Raw genomic sequence first — 17,842 nt, 5'->3', positions numbered from 1 at the left:
GAGCCAGTCATGTCTTTCCAGCACATCCTGTTTTCCATCGGCGACGACGGCGTTGCCCTCCTCTCGCTCAACCGGCCCGAGCAGCTCAACAGCTTCAATACCGCGATGCACCTGGAGGTGCGCGAGGCCTTGAAGCAGGTACGCCACAGCGAACGCGCCCGGGTACTGCTGCTGACCGGCGAAGGCCGTGGCTTCTGCGCAGGCCAGGACCTGGCCGACCGCAATGTCGCGCCCGGCGCCGAGCTGCCCGACCTTGGCCAGTCCATCGAGCAGTTCTACAACCCGCTGGTGCGCAGCCTGCGCGACCTGCCGCTGCCGGTGATCTGCGCGGTCAACGGCGTGGCCGCCGGTGCCGGGGCCAACCTGCCACTGGCCTGCGACCTGGTGCTGGCGGCACGCTCGGCGAGCTTCATCCAGGCGTTCTGCAAGATTGGCCTGGTGCCGGACTCCGGCGGCACCTGGTTGCTGCCCAGGCTGGTCGGCATGGCCCGGGCCAAGGCGCTGGCCTTGCTGGGCGAGCGCCTGAGCGCCGAGCAGGCCGAGCAATGGGGGCTGATCCACCGGGTGGTGGACGATGCCGTGCTGCGCGACGAAGCACTTGGCCTGGCCCGTCACCTGGCGGCCCAGCCCACCTACGGCCTGGCCTTGATCAAGCGCGCCCTCAACCAGAGCTTCGACAACCGCTTCGATGAGCAGCTGGAGCTCGAGCGCGACCTCCAGCGCCTGGCCGGGCGCAGCGAGGACTACCGCGAGGGCGTCAGCGCCTTCATGAACAAACGTACACCTGTGTTCAAGGGGCGCTGATCATGGCCGCACTCGACAATGACGCCCTGGTGGCAGTGATCGGCGCAGGCGCCATGGGGGCCGGCATCGCCCAGGTGGCGGCCCAGGCCGGCCATCCCGTGCGCCTCTACGATACGCGCCCCGGCGCCGCCGAGCAGGCGATCGAAGGCATCGATCGCCTGCTCGGCCGGCAGGTGGAAAAAGGCAAGCTTGCGCCTGACAGCCGCAGCGTGATCCGCGACCGGCTGCAACCGGTGGATACCCTCGACGCCCTGGCCGACGCCCATCTGGTGATCGAAGCCATCGTCGAACAACTGCCTGTCAAACAGGACCTGCTGCGTCGGCTTGAAGGCCTGTGCGCCACGGACTGCATCCTGGCCAGCAACACTTCCTCGCTGTCGATCACCAGCCTCGCCGCCGGGCTCAAACACCCGGAGCGGGTCATTGGCATGCACTTCTTCAACCCGGCGCCCTTGATGGCGCTGGTGGAGGTCGTCTCCGGGCTGGCCACCGCGCCGAGCCTGGCGGCCACGCTTTACGACACCGCCCGCGCCTGGGGCAAGCAACCGGTGCATGCCCGTTCGACGCCGGGCTTTATCGTCAACCGCGTGGCCCGGCCCTTCTATGCCGAAAGCCTGCGCCTGCTGCAGGAAGGCGCCGCCGACTGCGCCACCCTCGATGCCCTGCTGCGCGATGCCGGGGGCTTTCGCATGGGCGCATTCGAACTCACCGACTTGATCGGCCACGACGTCAACTACGCGGTGACCTGCTCGGTGTTCGAAGCCTTCTATGGCGATTTCCGCTTTCAGCCGTCGCTGGTGCAGAAAGAGCTGGTCGACGCAGGACGGCTCGGGCGCAAGACCGGCCAAGGCTTCTACAGCTACACCGAAGGTACCGAGCGGCCAGAGCCCGCAACGCTCACCAGTCAGACGTCTGTCAAACGCTGCACGGTGGAGGGTGACCTGGGTGCCCTGCAGCCCCTGGTCGAGCGCTTGCGCGCCAATGGTGTCGGCGTCACCGAACGCGCCGGCACCGGCCTGCTCCGTGTGGGAGATGCCACCCTGGCGTTGTCCGATGGCCGCCTGGCCAGCCAGCGCGCCCGCGAGGACGGCTTGCGCAACCTGGTGCTGCTGGACCTGGCCCTGGACTACGCCAGCGCCCCGCGCCTGGCCATCAGCCACGGCGCCGAATGCAGCGCCGTGGCCCTGGACCAGGCCGTCGCCCTGCTTGCCCGGGCCGGCCTGAGCGCCTGCCAGGTGGCCGACCTGCCCGGCCTGGTGGTGCTGCGCACCGTGGCCATGCTCGCCAACGAAGCCGCCGACGCCGTGCTGCAAGGCGTCGCCACCCCCGGCGACATCGACCTGGCGATGCGCGCCGGGGTCAACTACCCGCGCGGCCCGCTGGCCTGGGCCGACCAGCTGGGCATCGGCTACACCCTGAACGTGCTCGACAACCTGCAACGCAGCTACGGCGAGGAACGTTACCGGCCGTCCCTGTTGCTGCGCCGCACCCACGCCGAAGGAGGCCGCCTGCATGGCTGATCAATCCACACACGCTTTGGCCCGCGCCTGCGCCGAGGCCATGTTCGGCCGTGACGCCGCCAGCCAGGGCCTGGGCATCGAGCTGCTCGAAGCCGGCCCCGGCAGCGCCCGCCTGGGCATGACCGTGCGCGCCGACATGATCCAGGGCCACGGCACCTGCCATGGCGGCTACCTGTTCGCCCTGGCCGATTCGGCCTTCGCCTTCGCCTGCAACAGCTACGATGAAGCGGCCGTGGCCCTGGGTTGCAGCATCGACTATGTGGCCCCGGCGCGGCTCGGCGACCGCCTGCAGGCCAGCGCCAGCGAACAAAGCCGCAAAGGCCGCACCGGCAACTACGACGTGCGCATCGAGAACCAGCAGGGCGAGCTGATCGCCCTGTTCCACGGCAAATCCTACAAAGTGCGCGGCACCGTGCTGTCGCCGGAGACTTCAAATGACTGACGCCAGCCTGCCCCACGCGCTGATCATCGATGCCGTGCGCACCCCCATCGGCCGCTACGGCGGCGCCCTGTCGAGCGTGCGCCCCGACGACCTTGCCGCGGTGCCGATCAAGGCGCTGATGGCGCGCCATCCCGGCCTGGACTGGGCGGCGCTGGACGATGTGATCCTCGGGTGCGCCAACCAGGCCGGCGAAGACAACCGCAACGTCGCGCGCATGGCCGCCCTGCTGGCCGGGCTGCCGATCGAGGTGTCCGGCACCACGATCAACCGCCTGTGTGGCTCGGGCCTCGACGCCATCGGCAACGCTGCCCGCGCCCTGCGCTGCGGCGAAGCCGGGCTGATGCTGGCCGGCGGCGTCGAGTCGATGTCGCGGGCACCCTTCGTCATGGGCAAGTCGGAACAGGCCTTTGGCCGCAGCGCGCAACTGTTCGACACCACCATCGGCTGGCGCTTCGTCAACCCTTCGATGCAGGCGCAATACGGCATCGATTCGATGCCCGAAACCGCCGAGAACGTCGCCGAGCGCTTCGACATCTCCCGCGAAGACCAGGATGCCTTCGCCCTGCGCAGCCAGCTCAAGGCCGCCGCCGCCCAGGCCAATGGCCGTCTGGCCCAGGAGATCGTCGCGGTGGAGATCCCGCAGCGCAAAGGCCCGCCCAAACGCGTCGAGCATGATGAACATCCACGAGGCGACACCACCCTGGAACAACTGGCGCGCCTGGGCACGCCGTTCCGTGAGGGCGGCAGCGTCACCGCCGGCAATGCCTCGGGGGTCAATGACGGCGCCTGCGCCCTGCTGCTGGCCAGCCCACGGGCCGCGCAACGCCACGGCCTCAAGGCCCGTGGCCGGGTGCTCGGCCTGGCGGTGGCGGGCGTCGAGCCACGCCTCATGGGCATCGGCCCGGTGCCGGCGACCCACAAGGTACTGGAGCTGACCGGCCTGGCGCTGGCCGACATGGACGTGATCGAGCTCAACGAAGCCTTTGCCGCCCAGGGCCTGGCCGTGCTGCGCGAGCTGGGCCTGGCCGACGACGATCCGCGGGTCAACCCCAACGGTGGCGCCATCGCCCTGGGCCACCCGCTGGGCATGAGCGGCGCACGTCTGGTCACAACCGCCCTGCACCAGCTGGAGCAGACCGGTGGCCGTTACGCCCTGTGCACCATGTGCATCGGCGTCGGCCAGGGCATCGCCCTGGTGATCGAGCGCCTCTGATCAGCCGCCAGAGACGCCACGCGACGCGGGCAGTATGCTGCCTGCCATGACACTCAGGGCCCCTGCCCACGACAAGAACAACTCGAGTGAAACCATGAATCTCTACCACGATGCCGACCGCGCCCTGCTCGACCCGATGGAAACCGCCAGCCTCGACGCACTGCGCCAGCACCAGCTGGAGCGCCTGCGCTGGAGCCTGAACCACGCCTACGCCAATGTGCCGCTGTACCGCCAGCGCTTCGACGCCTGTGGCGCCCATCCCGACGACCTGAAATCGCTGGAGGACCTGGCCCGCTTCCCCTTCACCGGCAAGAACGACCTGCGCGACAACTACCCCTACGGCATGTTTGCCGTGCCCCAGGACCAGGTGGTGCGCCTGCACGCCTCCAGCGGCACCACCGGCAAGCCGACGGTGGTCGGCTACACCCAGAACGACATCGACACCTGGGCCAACGTGGTGGCGCGCTCGATTCGCGCCGCCGGCGGGCGCCGCGGCGACAAGGTGCATGTCTCCTACGGCTACGGCCTGTTCACCGGCGGCCTGGGCGCGCACTACGGCGCCGAGCGCCTGGGCTGCACGGTGATCCCCATGTCCGGCGGCCAGACCGAGAAGCAGGTGCAGCTGATCCGCGACTTCCAGCCGGACATCATCATGGTCACCCCCTCGTACATGCTCAACCTCGCCGACGAGATCGAGCGCCAGGGCATCGACCCGCACGACCTCAAGCTGCGCCTGGGCATCTTCGGCGCCGAACCCTGGACCGACGAACTGCGCCGCGCCATCGAGCAGCGCTTGGGCATCGACGCCCTGGATATCTACGGGCTCTCGGAAATCATGGGCCCGGGCGTGGCCATGGAGTGCATCGAGACCAAGGACGGCCCGACCATCTGGGAAGACCATTTCTACCCCGAGATCATCGACCCGGTCACAGGCCAGGTGCTGCCGGACGGCCAGCTCGGCGAGCTGGTGTTCACCTCGCTGAGCAAGGAGGCGTTGCCGATGGTGCGCTACCGCACCCGCGACCTCACCCGCCTGCTGCCGGGCACGGCGCGGCCGATGCGGCGCATCGGCAAGATCACCGGGCGCAGCGACGACATGCTGATCATTCGCGGGGTCAATGTGTTCCCGACGCAGATCGAGGAACAGGTACTCAAGATAAAACAGCTTTCCGAGCTATATGAGATCCACCTGTATCGTAATGGAAATCTCGACAGCGTCGAGGTGCATGTTGAACTGCGCAGCGACAGCCAGTACCTCGACGAGGGCCAGCGCAAGCAAGTGGTGGGTGAACTGGCGAAGCAGATCAAGACCTACATCGGCATCAGCACGCAGATCCAGTTGCAGCCGTGCGGCACGCTGAAACGCTCGGAAGGCAAGGCCTGTCATGTGTATGACAAGCGCCTGGCCAGCTGACCGATAGCGGTTACTGGAAAGCCCCGGCCAAGTTCCGGGGCTTTTTTTCGCCTGGCCGAACGTTATCGCGGGGCAAGCCCGCTGCCACGCCCGGCCAACTCATGCGAAAGCGATACACAAATCTTATTTGATACATCAAATACTGTTTGATGTTGTGTTTTGTATCGCTTATAAATGACCCACGCCCCAAGCAGCCCATCAGCGGGAGCACGACCATGTACGCACAGCTCGTAGAAACCGGCGTCAAGCGCCTGAAGACCCTGGAAGAGATGTCGCCCGAAGAGCGCGCCTTCCAGGAGAAGATCGACGCCGAGATCAAGATCGAAGCCAAGAACTGGATGCCCGAGGCCTACCGCCAGACGCTCATCCGCCAGATTTCCCAGCACGCCCATTCCGAGATCGTCGGCATGCTCCCGGAAGGCAACTGGGTCACTCGCGCCCCTTCGCTCAAGCGCAAGCTGCAGTTGATGGCCAAGATCCAGGACGAGGCCGGCCACGGCCTGTACCTGTACAGCGCCATGGAAACCCTTGGCGCCGACCGCGACCAAGAGATCGCCAAGCTGCACAGCGGCAAGGCCAAGTACTCGAGCATCTTCAACTACCCGACCCTGAGCTGGGCCGACATGGGCGCGGTCGGCTGGCTGGTGGACGGCGCGGCGATCGTCAACCAGGTGGTGCTGCAGCGCACCTCCTACGGCCCCTACTCCCGCGCCATGATCCGCATCTGCAAGGAAGAAAGCTTCCACCAGCGCCAGGGCTACGAACTGCTGCTGACCATGATGCGCCACGGTACCCAGGCGCAGAAGGACATGGTCCAGGACGCCATCGACCGCCTGTGGTGGCCGGCGCTGATGATGTTCGGCCCCAGCGACGAACATTCGCCCAATAGCGCGCAATCCATGGCCTGGAAGATCAAGCGCCAGAGCAACGACGAACTGCGCCAGCGCTTCATCGACCAGACCGTGCCGCAGCTGGAACTGCTCGGCTGCACCGCTCCCGACCCTGAGCTCAGGTGGAACGCCGAACGCGGCCATTACGACTTCGGCCAGATCCAGTGGGAAGAGTTCTACGAGGTGCTCAAGGGCAACGGCCCATGCAACCAGGAGCGCGTCGCCACCCGCCGCAAGGCCATCGAAGACGGCGCCTGGGTACGCGAGGCCGCCGTGGCCTATGCGCGCAAGCAACACAACAAGAACGCCGCCTGAAGCGGCCATCGATGCGGAGATCGAGCATGTCTGACTGGACCCTCTACGAAGTATTCGTGCGCAGCAAGCACGGCCTGAACCACAAGCACGTCGGCAGCGTGCATGCCGCCGACGCCGCCATGGCCATCGAGAACGCCCGCGAGCTGTACACCCGCCGCAGCGAAGGCGTGAGCCTGTGGGTGGTGCCCTCGGCGCTGATCACCGCCTCTTCGCCCGACGAGAAGGACCCGCTGTTTGCCCCGGCGGACGACAAGGTCTACCGCCATGCCAGCTTCTACGAGCTGCCCGCCGAAGTCGGACACATGTGAGGCCCGTCATGCACAAGCAAGCACTCATCCAATACCTGCTGCTGCTCGGCGACAGTGCCCTGGTCCAGGGCCAGCGCCTGTGCGAGTGGTGCGGCAAGGCGCCGGCGCTGGAAGAAGAACTGGCGCTGATGAACGTCGGCCTCGACCTGGTGGGCCAGGCGCGCAACTGGCTGGACTATGCCGCCGAATTGCTGGACGACGGCCGCGACGCCGATGCCCTGGCGTTCCGCCGCGACGAGCGCGCCTACCGCAACCTGCTGCTGGTCGAGCAACCCAACGGCGACTACGCCGTAACTATGCTCAAGCAGTTCCTGTACGACGCCTGGCACCACGCCACGCTTGAAGCGCTCGGCGCCTCGCGCGATGAACGCATCGCCGGCATCGCCGCCAAGGCCCTGAAAGAAGTCACCTACCACCTGCGCCGCTCCGGCGAATGGGTGCAGCGCCTGGGCGGCGGCACTGATGAAAGCCGTCGGCGCATGCTCGAAGCCATCCCGACACTGTGGCGCTTCACGGTCGAATTGAGCGTGGCCAACGACGGCGAAGTCCAGCTGGCCAATGCCGGTGTCGGCGCCGATCCGGCGCGGATCGCCCAGCACTGGCTGAACACCGTCACGGCCATCTTCGCCTCGGTCGACCTGCCCCTGCCCAAGGCCGCCAGCCACTTCTACCTGGACGGGCGCAAGGGCCTGCACAGCGAACACCTCGGCCTGCTGCTGGCTGAAATGCAGTGCCTGCCGCGAGCCTACCCCGATGCGACCTGGTGAGCTGATCGCCGGCGACCGCGGCGCCAGGGCCTTGCGCGATGGCGACCTGAGCCGAGCCTGGGCGGTGCTGGCCGAGGTGATGGACCCGGAAGTACCGGTAGTCAGCGTGGTCGACCTGGGTATCGTGCGCGACCTCGACTGGCGCGCCGGCCACCTGCACCTGGTGGTCACCCCGACCTACTCCGGCTGCCCGGCCACCGAGGTGATCGAGAGTGACATTCGCCAGGCTTTGGAACAGGCCGGCTTCGCCGAGCCTGCACTGGAGCGTCGTCTCACCCCGGCGTGGAGCACCGACTGGATCAGTGCGCAAGGCCGTGAGCGGCTGCGCGCCTACGGCATCGCCCCACCCGAGGGCAGCGCCAACCTGCGCGGTGCGGCACCCAGCGTGTGTTGCCCGCAGTGCGGCAGCGCCGATACCGAACTGCTCAGCCAGTTCGGCTCCACCGCCTGCAAGGCCCTGTACCGCTGCCGCGCCTGCCTGGAACCGTTCGACTATTTCAAATGCCTTTGAGCCGTGGAGAATGCCATGAGCCAGTTTCACAGCCTGACCATCAAGCAAGTGCGCCAGGAGACCCGCGACGCGGTGTCCATCGCCTTCGACGTGCCCGCGCACCTGCGCGATGAGTTCCGTTTCACCCAGGGCCAGTACCTGGTCATGCGTACCCAGCTCGACGACGAGGAAGTGCGCCGCTCCTATTCGATCTGCAGCGCAGTGCAGGATGGCGAGCTGCGCGTGGCGGTCAAGCGCGTGCCGGGCGGTCGTTTCTCGGCCTTCGCCAACGAAGTGCTCAAGGCCGGCCAGCAATTGGAGGTGATGCCACCGTCGGGCAACTTCTTCGTGCCACTGGAGCCGACGCGCCGGGGCAACTACCTGGGCGTGGCCGCAGGCAGCGGCATCACTCCGCTCCTGTCGCTGGTCGCCACCACACTGGCCACTGAACCAGACAGCCGCTTCACCTTGCTGTACGGCAACCGCGCCAGCAACAGCGCGCTGTTCCGCGACCGCCTCGAGGACCTGAAGAACCAGTACCTCGAGCGCCTCAACCTGATCTTCGTGTTCAGCCGCGAGCAACAGGACGTCGACCTGTACAACGGCCGCATCGACGCCGACAAGTGCGGCCAGCTGTTCTCCCGCTGGCTCGACGTGACCTCACTCGATGCCGCCTTCATCTGCGGCCCCCAGGCCATGACCGAAACCGTGCGCGACAGCCTGCAGGCCAACGGCATGGACAAGGCGCGCATCCACTATGAACTGTTCGCCGCCACCGGCAGCGAAGCCCGCCGCGAGGCACGTGAAGCGGCCCGCGAGCTGGATTCGGCAGTCAGCCAGGTGACCGTGATCAGCGATGGCCGCGCCCTGGCCTTCGACCTGCCGCGCAACACCCGCAGCGTGCTCGACGCCGGCAATGCCATCGGCGCCGAGCTGCCGTACTCGTGCAAGGCCGGGGTGTGCTCGACCTGCAAGTGCAAGGTGATCGAGGGCGAGGTGGAGATGGACAGCAACCATGCCCTGGAAGACTACGAAGTGGCCGCCGGGTATGTGCTGTCGTGCCAGACCTACCCGCTGAGCGACAAGGTGGTGCTCGACTTCGATCAGCTTTGAGACCGCATTGCCTTCATCGCTGGCTTGCCAGCGATGAAGCCCTCGGCAACACCCGCGTGACCTGAAAAACAATTACAACAGCCAGAGAGAACGCTCCCATGACACCCGAACACATCGAAACCATCAGCAACCACCCCGCCTTCGTGCAACTGATCAAGCGCAAGCGCCGCCTCAACGGCAGCCTGACCCTGACCATGTTTGTCGCCTATTACGGCTTCGTCCTGCTGGTGGCCTTCGCCCCGGGCGTGCTCGGCCAGTCCCTCAGCGGCGGGGTGACCAGCGTCGGCATGTTGGTGGGCGTGCTGATGGTGCTGCTGTCCTTCGCCCTCACCGGCATCTACATGCACCGCGCCAACCGCGTCATCGACCCGCTCAACGAAGTGGTCAAGCAGGAGTGCGCGCGATGAACTGGACCGCCATCTCGATGTTCCTGGTGTTCGTCTGCTTCACCTTGCTGGTGACCCGCTGGGCCGCCCTGCGTACCCGCTCGGCCAGCGACTTCTACACCGCCGGCGGCGGCCTCACCGGCATGCAGAACGGCCTGGCGATCGCCGGCGACATGATCAGCGCCGCGTCCTTCCTGGGCATCTCGGCGATGATGTTCATGAACGGCTACGACGGCCTGCTGTATGCCCTGGGCGTGCTGGCCGGTTGGCCGATCATCCTGTTCCTGATCGCCGAACGCCTGCGCAACCTGGGCAAGTACACTTTCGCCGACGTGGTCTCCTACCGCCTGGCCCAGGCCCCGGTGCGCCTGACCTCGGCCTTCGGTACCCTGGCCGTGGCGCTGATGTACCTGGTGGCGCAGATGGTCGGCGCCGGCAAGCTGATCGAGCTGCTGTTCGGCATCAACTACCTGTACGCGGTGATGCTGGTGGGTGCGCTGATGGTGCTGTACGTCACCTTCGGCGGCATGCTCGCCACCACCTGGGTGCAGATCATCAAGGCGGTGATGCTGCTCTCCGGCACCACCTTCATGGCGTTCATGGTGCTCAGGCATTTCGGCTTCAGCACCGAGGCAATGTTCGCCAGCGCCGTGGCCGTGCACGCCAAGGGCCAGGCGATCATGGCGCCGGGCGCGCTGCTGTCCAACCCGGTGGATGCCATTTCCCTGGGCCTGGGCATGATGTTCGGCACTGCCGGCCTGCCGCATATCCTCATGCGCTTCTTCACCGTCAGCGACGCCAAGGAAGCGCGCAAGAGCGTGTTCTACGCCACCGGCTTCATCGGCTACTTCTATCTGCTGCTGATCGTCATCGGCTTCGGCGCCATCGTCATGGTCGGTACCGAGCCGTCCTATCGCGACGCCACCGGGGCGATCATCGGCGGCGGTAACATGGTCGCGGTGCACCTGGCACAGGCGGTGGGCGGCAACCTGTTCCTCGGCTTCATCTCGGCGGTGGCCTTCGCCACCATCCTCGCCGTGGTCGCCGGCCTTGCGCTGTCCGGCGCCTCGGCGGTATCCCACGACCTGTACGCCTGCGTGGTGCGCAAGGGCCAGGCCAGCGAGCAGGAAGAAATGCGCGTATCGCGCCTGGCCACCTTGGGGATCGGCCTGTTCGCGGTGCTGCTGGGGCTGCTGTTCGAGTCGCAGAACATCGCCTTCCTCTCCGGCCTGGTGCTGGCGGTGGCCGCCTCGGTCAACTTCCCGGTGCTGCTGCTCTCGATGTTCTGGAAGGGCCTGACCACCCGTGGCGCGGTGGGCGGCAGCCTGGCCGGGCTGGTCTCGGCGATCGTGCTGGTGGTGCTGGGCCCGGCGGTGTGGGTCAACGTGCTGCACAACGAACGGGCGCTGTTCCCCTACAGCAACCCGGCACTGTTCTCCATGTCGCTGGCCTTCCTCGCGGCCTGGGCCTTCTCGGTCACCGACGGCTCGCAGCGGGCGCACGAAGAGCGTGGGCGCTACCTGGCCCAATTCATCCGTTCGATGACCGGTATCGGCGCCGCCGGTGCCAGCAAGCACTGACTTCAAGAACAATAACAATGTCGGGTACAACAACAATGAACCGCATGCACCTCAAGTCAGCCGCCTGGCTGGCCACCCTCGCCCTGCCCTTGCCGGCCATGGCGGACTTTATCGCTGACAGTCACGCCCGCCTCGAACTGCGCAACCACTACATCAACCGCGACTTCCGCCAGAGCAACGCCCCGCAGAGCAAGGCCGAGGAATGGGGCCAGGGCTTCACCGCCCGCTTCGAGTCGGGTTTCACCGAGGGGCCGGTTGGTGTCGGGGTGGACGCCATGGGCCAACTGGGCATCAAGCTCGACTCTAGCCGCGACCGACGCAACACCGGCCTGCTGCCCTACGGGCCAAACAGTCTGGAGCCAGTGGACGACTACAGCGAGCTGGGTCTGACCGCCAAGCTGCGGGTCTCCAAGAGCACCCTGCGCCTTGGCACGTTGCAGCCGATCCTGCCGGTGGTGGTGTACAACGACACCCGCCTGCTGGCCTCGACCTTCCAGGGCGGCCTGCTGACCAGCCAGGAGCTGGACGGCCTGACCTTCAACGGCGGGCGCCTGACCAAGGCCAACCTGCGCGACTCGTCCGGGCGCGATGATATCGGCTACGGCGCCGCCAGCAGCGACCACTTCGACTTCGCCGGCGGCAGCTACGCCATCACCCCGCAGGCCAGCGTCAGCTACTACTACGCCAAGCTCGAGGACATCTACCGCCAGCAATACGTCGGTTTTTTGCATACCCAACCCTTGGCGGAGGGCATCAGCCTGCGCAGCGACCTGCGCTACTTCGACAGCCGCGGCGACGGCGCCGAGCGCGCGGGCAACATCGACAACCGCAACTTCAACGCCATGTTCAGCCTGGGCGTGAAGGCCCACAAGTTCACCGCCACCTGGCAGCAGATGTCCGGCGACAGCGCCTTCCCGTTCCTCAACGGCGGCGATCCGTACACCGTCAACCTGGTCACCTACAACACCTTCACCCGCGCCGGGCTCGACTCCTGGCAGCTGCGCTACGACTACGACTTCGTGGCCATGGGCATCCCCGGGCTGAGCTTCATGACCCGCTACACCGACGGCCGCCACGCCGAAACCGCCACGCTCAGCAATGGCCGCGAGCGCGAACGCGATACCGACATCACCTACGTGATCCAGAGCGGTCCGTTCAAGGACGTCAGCCTGCGCTGGCGCAACGTCACCTTCCGTTCCGGCAATGGCCTGACCAATGCCGTTGACGAAAACCGCCTGATCATCGGCTACACCCTGGCGCTCTGGTAAGCGCGCCCCCTGTCTATCAGAACAGCAAGGAGAACAGCATGTCCGCCGCCCCTACCCTGCAAAGCTTCATCGCCGGCCGCTGGATCGGCCAGCACGGCGCCCAGGCCCTGCGCAGCGCCCTCGACGCCCACGTCCTGGCCTACAGCCACGAGGAACGCCCGGACTTCGCCGAGGCCGTGGACTTTGCCCGCGTCCAGGGCTTGAAGCAGCTGCTGGCCATGGATTTCCAGCAGCGCGCCGCCCGCCTCAAGGCCCTGGCGCTGTACCTGGCCGAGCGCAAGGAGCAGCTCTACGCCCTGTCCCATCACAGCGGCGCCACCCGCGCCGACAGCTGGATCGACATCGAAGGCGGCAACGCCACGCTGTTCGCCTATTCGAGCATGGGCCGCCGCGAGCTGCCCTCGGGCAACCTGGTACATGAAGGCCCGGCGATCCCCCTGGGCAAGCAAGGCCATTTCGCCGGCAGCCATATCCTGGTGCCGCGTGCGGGCGTGGCCGTGCATATCAACGCCTTCAACTTCCCGATCTGGGGGATGCTGGAGAAATTCGCCCCGACCTTCCTGGCCGGCATGCCGTGCATCGTCAAGCCTGCCACGTCCACCAGCTACCTGACCGAGGCCGTGGTACGCCTGATGAACGAATCGGGCCTGTTGCCGGCCGGCAGCCTGCAACTGGTGGTCGGCAGCACCGGTGACCTGCTCGAGCGCCTGCAGGGGCAGGATGTGGTGACCTTTACCGGCTCCGCCGACACCGCAGCCAAGCTGCGCGTCACCCCGAACCTGATCCGCAACTCGGTACCGTTCAACGCTGAGGCCGACTCGCTGAATTGCGCCATCCTTGGTCCGGACGTGAGCCCTGACAGCGAGGAGTTCGAGCTGTACATCAAGGAAGTGGCGCGGGAAATGACCACCAAGGCCGGGCAGAAATGCACGGCGATCCGCCGCGCCATCGTCCCGGCCAGGCACATCGACGCGGTAGCCACCCGCCTGCGCGAACGCCTGCGCAAGGTGGTGGTGGGCGATCCTTCGGTGGAAGGCGTGCGCATGGGGGCGCTGGCCTCCCATGACCAGCAGCGTGATGTCGCCGAGCGCGTGCACCAGTTGCTGGCCACCTGCGAGCAACTGCTGGGCGCCAGTGACGGTTTCACCCCGGTCGGTGATGGCGTGGCCGAGGGCGCGTTCTTCGCCCCGACCCTGCTGCTGGCCCGCGACCCGCATGCCGAGGGCGGTGCCCATGATATCGAGGCGTTCGGCCCGGTCAGCACGCTGATGGCCTACGACGACCTCGACGAGGCCTTGGCCCTGGCCGCCCGCGGCAAGGGCAGCCTGGTGGCGAGCCTGGTCACCGCCGACCGCGCCGTGGCGGCCAAGGCCATCCCGGTGGCGGCGGCCTGGCACGGGCGGCTGCTGGTACTCGACAGCGAGGCGGCCAAGGAGTCCACCGGGCATGGTTCGCCATTGCCGCAGCTCAAGCACGGCGGCCCCGGTCGTGCCGGCGGCGGCGAGGAGCTGGGCGGCCTGCGTGCGGTCAAGCACTACCTGCAGCGCGCCGCGGTGCAAGGTTCGCCCAGCATGCTGATGGCAGTGACCGGCGAGTATGTGCGCCGCGCCGAGGTGATCGAAACCGAAGTACACCCGTTCCGCCGCCATTTCGACGACCTGCGCATCGGCGAGTCGCTGCTGACCCACCGCCGCACGGTGACCGAAGCCGACCTGGTCAACTTCGGCTGCCTGTCGGGCGATCATTTCTACATGCACTTCGACGAGATCGCCGCCAGACAGTCGCAGTTCGGCAAGCGCATCGCCCACGGTTACTTCGTGCTGTCGGCGGCCGCCGGGTTGTTCGTCAGCCCCGGCGAGGGGCCGGTGCTGGCCAACTACGGGCTGGACACGCTGCGTTTCATCACCCCGGTGGGCATCGGCGACACAATCCAGGCGCGCCTGACCTGCAAGCGCAAGATCGACCAGGGCAAGACCAGCCCGCAGGGGCAGCCACAAGGGGTGGTGGCCTGGGATGTGGAGGTGACCAACCAGCTGGGTGAGCTGGTGGCCAGTTATGACATTTTGACCTTGGTGCTCAAGCGCTGACTGCCAGTGGGCGGCGAGATGCCTGCATGCAGTCAGGTGGCAGGCATCCCGCAACCCAATCAAGGCAAAATGCCACCTCGGACATCCGCCCTACATCGCGCAACGCCGCCTCAGCGCTATAGTCAGCCCAGCGTCCCACCGCCAGCCCCCTTCCTGGCGGCGCGGGCGCGGTACCGAGAACAATGCCAAGGAAGCAACGCGATGATCCTCAAGTCCTTCCCTTTCAAGTCCCTCGTCCTGCTCGCCGGCCTGGCCGCCGTGGCCGGCTGCCAGACCGCCAGCCCCAGCGCCGACACCCTCAAGCAACGCACCGAGGTCACCCTCGGCGTGCCCGTGAGCAAGGTCAGCAACCTGCGCAGCGACTCCAACACCACCTACTTCACCGCCAGCACCAGCAAGGGCCAGTACGACTGCCAGGTGCCCAGCGGCGGCCTGGTGGCCGTGGCCGGCATGGGTATCTACACGCCATCCCCCACCTGCTGGAAAGAAGGCCAGGCGCCGGTCTTCCAGTGATGGTCGAGGGCGCCGGCCTAGACCACCGGCGCCGCCACGCTCTCACGCAAACCCCGCAGCGCCGCACGCAGCTCCGCCGGTCGCACCGGCTTGGCCAGTACCGCGATACCCCGTGCCTGCAGGGCGCCCTGCAGCCTGTCGATATCATGGCCGGTCATGATCAGCGCCGGCACTTCGGCGCCGCGTTGCGCGCGCAACTGGTCGATGCAGTCGATGCCGGTGGCCTGTGGACCCAGGTCGTAGTCGGCAACGATCACATCGCAGTCACTGGCCAGGCCAAAGGGCGAGCTCTCGGCCTGCACCTCGCACCCCCAGCGTTGCAGCAAGGCACTGGTGGCCTGCAGGACGTTGTGGTCATCCTCCACCAGGCACACCCGCAAACCGGTGAGCATGCCGGCCTGCACGGCCTGGTCGGCAACGGCCCGTGGCACTTGTGCCGGCACCTTGGGCAACCCTTGCAAGGTCAGCGTGGTGCCATGCCCCTGGCGCGAGCGCAGGCTGACCGCCAAACCCATCAGTTGCCCCAGGCGTTTGACGATGGCCAGCCCCAGGCCGACGCCCTCGACGTCCTTGTCACGTGCCTCGCGCACCCGGTAGAACTCTTCGAACACGTGACCCTGGTGCTCCTCGGCAATGCCCCGGCCCTGGTCGCAGACGACGATGGCCAGCCCCTCGCCGCGTGGCCGCACGCCGATCAGCAACGGGCGCCCGGCGGCGTACTTGAAGCTGTTCGACAAAACGTTCTGCACCATGGTCGCGAGCATCCCCGGGTCGGCGCGTGTCCAGTGGCGGCTGGGCACCAGGCGCATCTCGACCCCGGCCCAGTGCGCCGCCTCGCTGTTCTGGCGCAACAACTCGCGCAGGAAGCCGTCCACGGCGAAGGTTTCGCACTTCGGCTGTACGCGGCCGTTGTCCAGGGTGTACAGGTCGAGGATCGAGCGGAACAACTGCGAGACGTTGAGCAGCGAGCGGTCGATGCTGTCCACCAGGCGCCGCTCTTCCTCGCCCAGCCGCGCTTCGCGCAGGCAGGCGGTGAACAGGCCGATGGAATGGATCGGCTGGCGCAGGTCGTGGCTGGCCTGGGCCAGGAAGCGCGACTTCTCGCGGGTCGCCGCCTCGGCCAGGGCGGTGGCCTTGCGCGTGCGCTCGAGCAGCAGGTGGGCATAGAACGGAATCAGGGTGCTGGTGGTCAGCAGCATCGGCAGCAGGAACGGCTGTTCCTGCCAATAGGGGGTCAGCTGCCACACCACAACCAGCGCGGCCAGGGCCAGCACGGTGGCGATGGCCAGGTAGCGCGAGCCGAAGCGCATGCCGTTGCCCAGGTTGATCCAGACCATCACCGCATACAGCGGCAGCGCGGTTTCACCGCCGACCACCAGGCCGAAGCTGGTGCCGGTGTAATCGCCCAGCATGCCGAAGATGCGCCGCGCCGGGTAGTGCCCGGGCCAGCGCTTGATCGCCTGGCGCATGCCGATCGACACCACCACGAATCCCGCGTAGTAGAGCAGCACCGGCAGGTAGGTGGCAGGCGAGCGGCCCGGCAGGAAACCCAGCAACGCCACGTAGCTGATCGCACAGGAGGCGACGATGATTCGCAGGTTGGCCTGGTCCAGCTCGTTGTTCTTCTCGAACTTCATGGGTAACGTCCTTGTGCGCCAGTCGGCATTTGCGGCACGCTGCGTGGGAAAAAACCGCAGGTGACTGCTAAATTAGCATGTGTCGGCTGACAGGGAGTTCCACGACGTGAGTTGCCGCATCATCGTGGCGGATGACCATCCGCTGTTCAGGGAAGCCATGGTCAACACCGTGCGGCGCATCCTGCCCGAGGCGCGCCTGGAGGAAGCCGGCAGCCTGGCCGATGTGCTCAGGCTGGCCAGCATGGGCGAGACGCCCGACACCCTGATACTCGACCTGCGCTTCCCCGGCCTCACCTGCATCGGCCGCCTCGCCGAACTGCGCCGCCAATTGCAGCGAACCACGCTGATCGTCGTGTCGATGGTCGACGACCCGCAGGTGATCTGCGAAGTCATGGCCGCCGGCGTCGATGGTTTCATCGGCAAGAGCGTCAGCCCCGAAGCCATCGGTGCGGCCATCCTCGCCATTCGCGACGGCGAAGTGGTGGTCGACTACGCGCCCAGCGGGTTGCTGCCACAGCTGGATGCCCCCAGCGAGCTGGAACAGCTCACCCACCGCCAGCAGGACGTGCTGCGCCTGATCGCCCAGGGCAAGACCAACAAGGAGATCGCCCGGGCACTGGACATCTCGCCATTCACCGTGCGCATCCATGTGTCGTCGCTGCTCAAGACCCTCAATGTGCCGACCCGCACGGCCGCTGCGGTGAAATATTCCGGCAACTGAGCGACCGCTGGTCGGCGCGCCGTGGCATGCAATCGACCCTTCAAGTGCTTTGCAACCTCCCAATCCATGAGGGTGGCGATGTTCACGCCTGTGTTCGGCCTGCCCGAGCGTGGGCCGTTTTTTCACTCTGAGGAGAGGATGACGACATGAGCACGAAACACTGGATGGGCGGTGGCGATGTGCAGAGCGACTGGCCGGAACTCGAGCCAGACCGCCGCAACGATCAGGCCGACGACCCGGATGCCGACCCGAACCTGACCGAGGAAGAGAACCGCCCCGCGGTTCCGGCCAGCGACCCGGAGTCAGGCGCCTGAGTGTGCATGGCAGTGAAAGAGCGGGCCAAGCCCGCTCTTTCACTGAAGTCTATTGGCTGC

17 protein-coding genes and 1 pseudogene are annotated in these 17,842 nt (G+C 66.8%); 17 read left to right on the top strand and 1 reads right to left on the bottom strand.

From position 1 onward, the window contains the following. Positions 1-9: 9 nt before the first annotated feature. From paaG to LU688_RS14250, 15 genes and pseudogenes are all read left to right on the top strand, one after another. Positions 10-804: a 2-(1,2-epoxy-1,2-dihydrophenyl)acetyl-CoA isomerase PaaG gene (gene paaG, locus LU688_RS14320; RefSeq protein ID WP_104443875.1), complete on the top strand. Its 795-nt coding sequence runs from the start codon at positions 10-12 to the stop codon at positions 802-804. Positions 805-806: 2 nt separating this feature from the next. Further along, complete coding sequence (gene paaH, locus LU688_RS14315; protein ID WP_104443876.1) at positions 807-2,324, top strand: 3-hydroxyacyl-CoA dehydrogenase PaaH; 1,518 nt, start codon at positions 807-809, stop codon at positions 2,322-2,324. Next, complete coding sequence (paaI, locus tag LU688_RS14310; RefSeq protein WP_038706126.1) at positions 2,317-2,766, top strand: hydroxyphenylacetyl-CoA thioesterase PaaI; 450 nt, start codon at positions 2,317-2,319, stop codon at positions 2,764-2,766. Before paaH ends, paaI begins: the two co-directional genes overlap by 8 nt. Continuing rightward, a complete protein-coding gene (pcaF, locus tag LU688_RS14305) occupies positions 2,759-3,979 on the top strand; it encodes a 3-oxoadipyl-CoA thiolase (protein WP_104443878.1) in 1,221 nt (406 codons plus the stop codon). Before paaI ends, pcaF begins: the two co-directional genes overlap by 8 nt. A 94-nt stretch (positions 3,980-4,073) precedes the next feature. Continuing rightward, entirely contained in the window at positions 4,074-5,393 is a 1,320-nt protein-coding gene (gene paaK / locus LU688_RS14300; RefSeq protein ID WP_038707537.1) for a phenylacetate--CoA ligase PaaK, read from the top strand. A 215-nt stretch (positions 5,394-5,608) separates the two neighbouring features. Beyond that, positions 5,609-6,598 carry a 1,2-phenylacetyl-CoA epoxidase subunit PaaA gene (gene paaA, locus LU688_RS14295; protein WP_094009899.1) on the top strand — a complete coding sequence of 330 codons (990 nt, stop codon included), beginning with the start codon at positions 5,609-5,611 and terminating at the stop codon, positions 6,596-6,598. 26 nt (positions 6,599-6,624) lie between these two features. Beyond that, positions 6,625-6,906, top strand: coding sequence for a 1,2-phenylacetyl-CoA epoxidase subunit PaaB (gene paaB, locus LU688_RS14290; RefSeq protein WP_023631078.1), 282 nt, complete (start codon positions 6,625-6,627; stop codon positions 6,904-6,906). Between the two features lie 8 nt (positions 6,907-6,914). Then, on the top strand, positions 6,915-7,673 hold the full coding sequence (gene paaC, locus LU688_RS14285) for a 1,2-phenylacetyl-CoA epoxidase subunit PaaC (RefSeq protein ID WP_094009898.1): 759 nt from the start codon (positions 6,915-6,917) through the stop codon (positions 7,671-7,673). Beyond that, a complete protein-coding gene (gene paaD / locus LU688_RS14280) occupies positions 7,660-8,184 on the top strand; it encodes a 1,2-phenylacetyl-CoA epoxidase subunit PaaD (RefSeq protein WP_104443880.1) in 525 nt (174 codons plus the stop codon). Before paaC ends, paaD begins: the two co-directional genes overlap by 14 nt. Before the next feature lie 15 nt (positions 8,185-8,199). Then, complete coding sequence (paaE, locus tag LU688_RS14275) at positions 8,200-9,276, top strand: 1,2-phenylacetyl-CoA epoxidase subunit PaaE (RefSeq protein WP_094009896.1); 1,077 nt, start codon at positions 8,200-8,202, stop codon at positions 9,274-9,276. 98 nt (positions 9,277-9,374) lie between these two features. Next, positions 9,375-9,683: a DUF485 domain-containing protein gene (locus LU688_RS14270; protein WP_023631978.1), complete on the top strand. Its 309-nt coding sequence runs from the start codon at positions 9,375-9,377 to the stop codon at positions 9,681-9,683. Continuing rightward, positions 9,674-11,242 (top strand): annotated as a pseudogene (locus LU688_RS14265) (cation acetate symporter); the annotation flags it as partial. The gene LU688_RS14270 and the pseudogene LU688_RS14265, both read left to right, overlap by 10 nt. 35 nt (positions 11,243-11,277) lie before the next feature. Next, on the top strand, positions 11,278-12,510 hold the full coding sequence (locus tag LU688_RS14260) for an OprD family porin (protein ID WP_160291372.1): 1,233 nt from the start codon (positions 11,278-11,280) through the stop codon (positions 12,508-12,510). Positions 12,511-12,548: 38 nt separating this feature from the next. Next, complete coding sequence (gene paaZ, locus LU688_RS14255; RefSeq protein WP_160291371.1) at positions 12,549-14,597, top strand: phenylacetic acid degradation bifunctional protein PaaZ; 2,049 nt, start codon at positions 12,549-12,551, stop codon at positions 14,595-14,597. A 201-nt stretch (positions 14,598-14,798) separates the two neighbouring features. Then, positions 14,799-15,110 carry a hypothetical protein gene (locus LU688_RS14250; RefSeq protein ID WP_046855646.1) on the top strand — a complete coding sequence of 104 codons (312 nt, stop codon included), beginning with the start codon at positions 14,799-14,801 and terminating at the stop codon, positions 15,108-15,110. A 17-nt stretch (positions 15,111-15,127) separates the two neighbouring features. On the opposite strand, the gene LU688_RS14245 is transcribed toward LU688_RS14250, so the two are convergent. Further along, positions 15,128-16,747: an ATP-binding response regulator gene (locus LU688_RS14245; protein WP_160291370.1), complete on the bottom strand. Its 1,620-nt coding sequence runs from the start codon at positions 16,745-16,747 to the stop codon at positions 15,128-15,130. A gap of 106 nt (positions 16,748-16,853) precedes the next feature. Between LU688_RS14245 and LU688_RS14240 the strand changes: the two genes are divergently transcribed. Both LU688_RS14240 and LU688_RS14235 read left to right on the top strand, forming a co-directional pair. Continuing rightward, complete coding sequence (locus tag LU688_RS14240; RefSeq protein ID WP_160291369.1) at positions 16,854-17,468, top strand: LuxR C-terminal-related transcriptional regulator; 615 nt, start codon at positions 16,854-16,856, stop codon at positions 17,466-17,468. Between the two features lie 146 nt (positions 17,469-17,614). Beyond that, the gene (locus LU688_RS14235; RefSeq protein ID WP_160291368.1) at positions 17,615-17,782 is read left to right on the top strand and encodes a hypothetical protein; all 168 of its coding nucleotides are present in this window, start codon (positions 17,615-17,617) and stop codon (positions 17,780-17,782) included. The last annotated feature ends 60 nt before the right edge of the window (positions 17,783-17,842 follow it).

This window comes from Pseudomonas soli, from assembly GCF_021283165.2.
Classification (GTDB): Bacteria; Pseudomonadota; Gammaproteobacteria; order Pseudomonadales; family Pseudomonadaceae; genus Aquipseudomonas; species Aquipseudomonas soli.
This window is presented reverse-complemented; position numbering and strand designations above follow the sequence as displayed.

Excerpts from the sequence above, each read along its gene's own strand:
- pcaF (WP_104443878.1), top strand. The coding sequence starts at position 2,759 with ATGACTGACGCCAGCCTGCCCCACGCGCTGATCATCGATGCCGTGCGC.
- LU688_RS14270 (WP_023631978.1), top strand. The coding sequence starts at position 9,375 with ATGACACCCGAACACATCGAAACCATCAGCAACCACCCCGCCTTCGTG.
- paaK (WP_038707537.1), top strand. The coding sequence starts at position 4,074 with ATGAATCTCTACCACGATGCCGACCGCGCCCTGCTCGACCCGATGGAA.
- paaC (WP_094009898.1), top strand. The coding sequence starts at position 6,915 with ATGCACAAGCAAGCACTCATCCAATACCTGCTGCTGCTCGGCGACAGT.
- paaE (WP_094009896.1), top strand. The coding sequence starts at position 8,200 with ATGAGCCAGTTTCACAGCCTGACCATCAAGCAAGTGCGCCAGGAGACC.
- paaA (WP_094009899.1), top strand. The coding sequence starts at position 5,609 with ATGTACGCACAGCTCGTAGAAACCGGCGTCAAGCGCCTGAAGACCCTG.
- paaG (WP_104443875.1), top strand. The coding sequence starts at position 10 with ATGTCTTTCCAGCACATCCTGTTTTCCATCGGCGACGACGGCGTTGCC.
- LU688_RS14245 (WP_160291370.1), bottom strand. The coding sequence starts at position 16,747 with ATGAAGTTCGAGAAGAACAACGAGCTGGACCAGGCCAACCTGCGAATC.
- LU688_RS14260 (WP_160291372.1), top strand. The coding sequence starts at position 11,278 with ATGAACCGCATGCACCTCAAGTCAGCCGCCTGGCTGGCCACCCTCGCC.
- LU688_RS14235 (WP_160291368.1), top strand. The coding sequence starts at position 17,615 with ATGAGCACGAAACACTGGATGGGCGGTGGCGATGTGCAGAGCGACTGG.
- paaB (WP_023631078.1), top strand. The coding sequence starts at position 6,625 with ATGTCTGACTGGACCCTCTACGAAGTATTCGTGCGCAGCAAGCACGGC.
- paaH (WP_104443876.1), top strand. The coding sequence starts at position 807 with ATGGCCGCACTCGACAATGACGCCCTGGTGGCAGTGATCGGCGCAGGC.
- paaI (WP_038706126.1), top strand. The coding sequence starts at position 2,317 with ATGGCTGATCAATCCACACACGCTTTGGCCCGCGCCTGCGCCGAGGCC.
- paaD (WP_104443880.1), top strand. The coding sequence starts at position 7,660 with ATGCGACCTGGTGAGCTGATCGCCGGCGACCGCGGCGCCAGGGCCTTG.
- LU688_RS14250 (WP_046855646.1), top strand. The coding sequence starts at position 14,799 with ATGATCCTCAAGTCCTTCCCTTTCAAGTCCCTCGTCCTGCTCGCCGGC.
- paaZ (WP_160291371.1), top strand. The coding sequence starts at position 12,549 with ATGTCCGCCGCCCCTACCCTGCAAAGCTTCATCGCCGGCCGCTGGATC.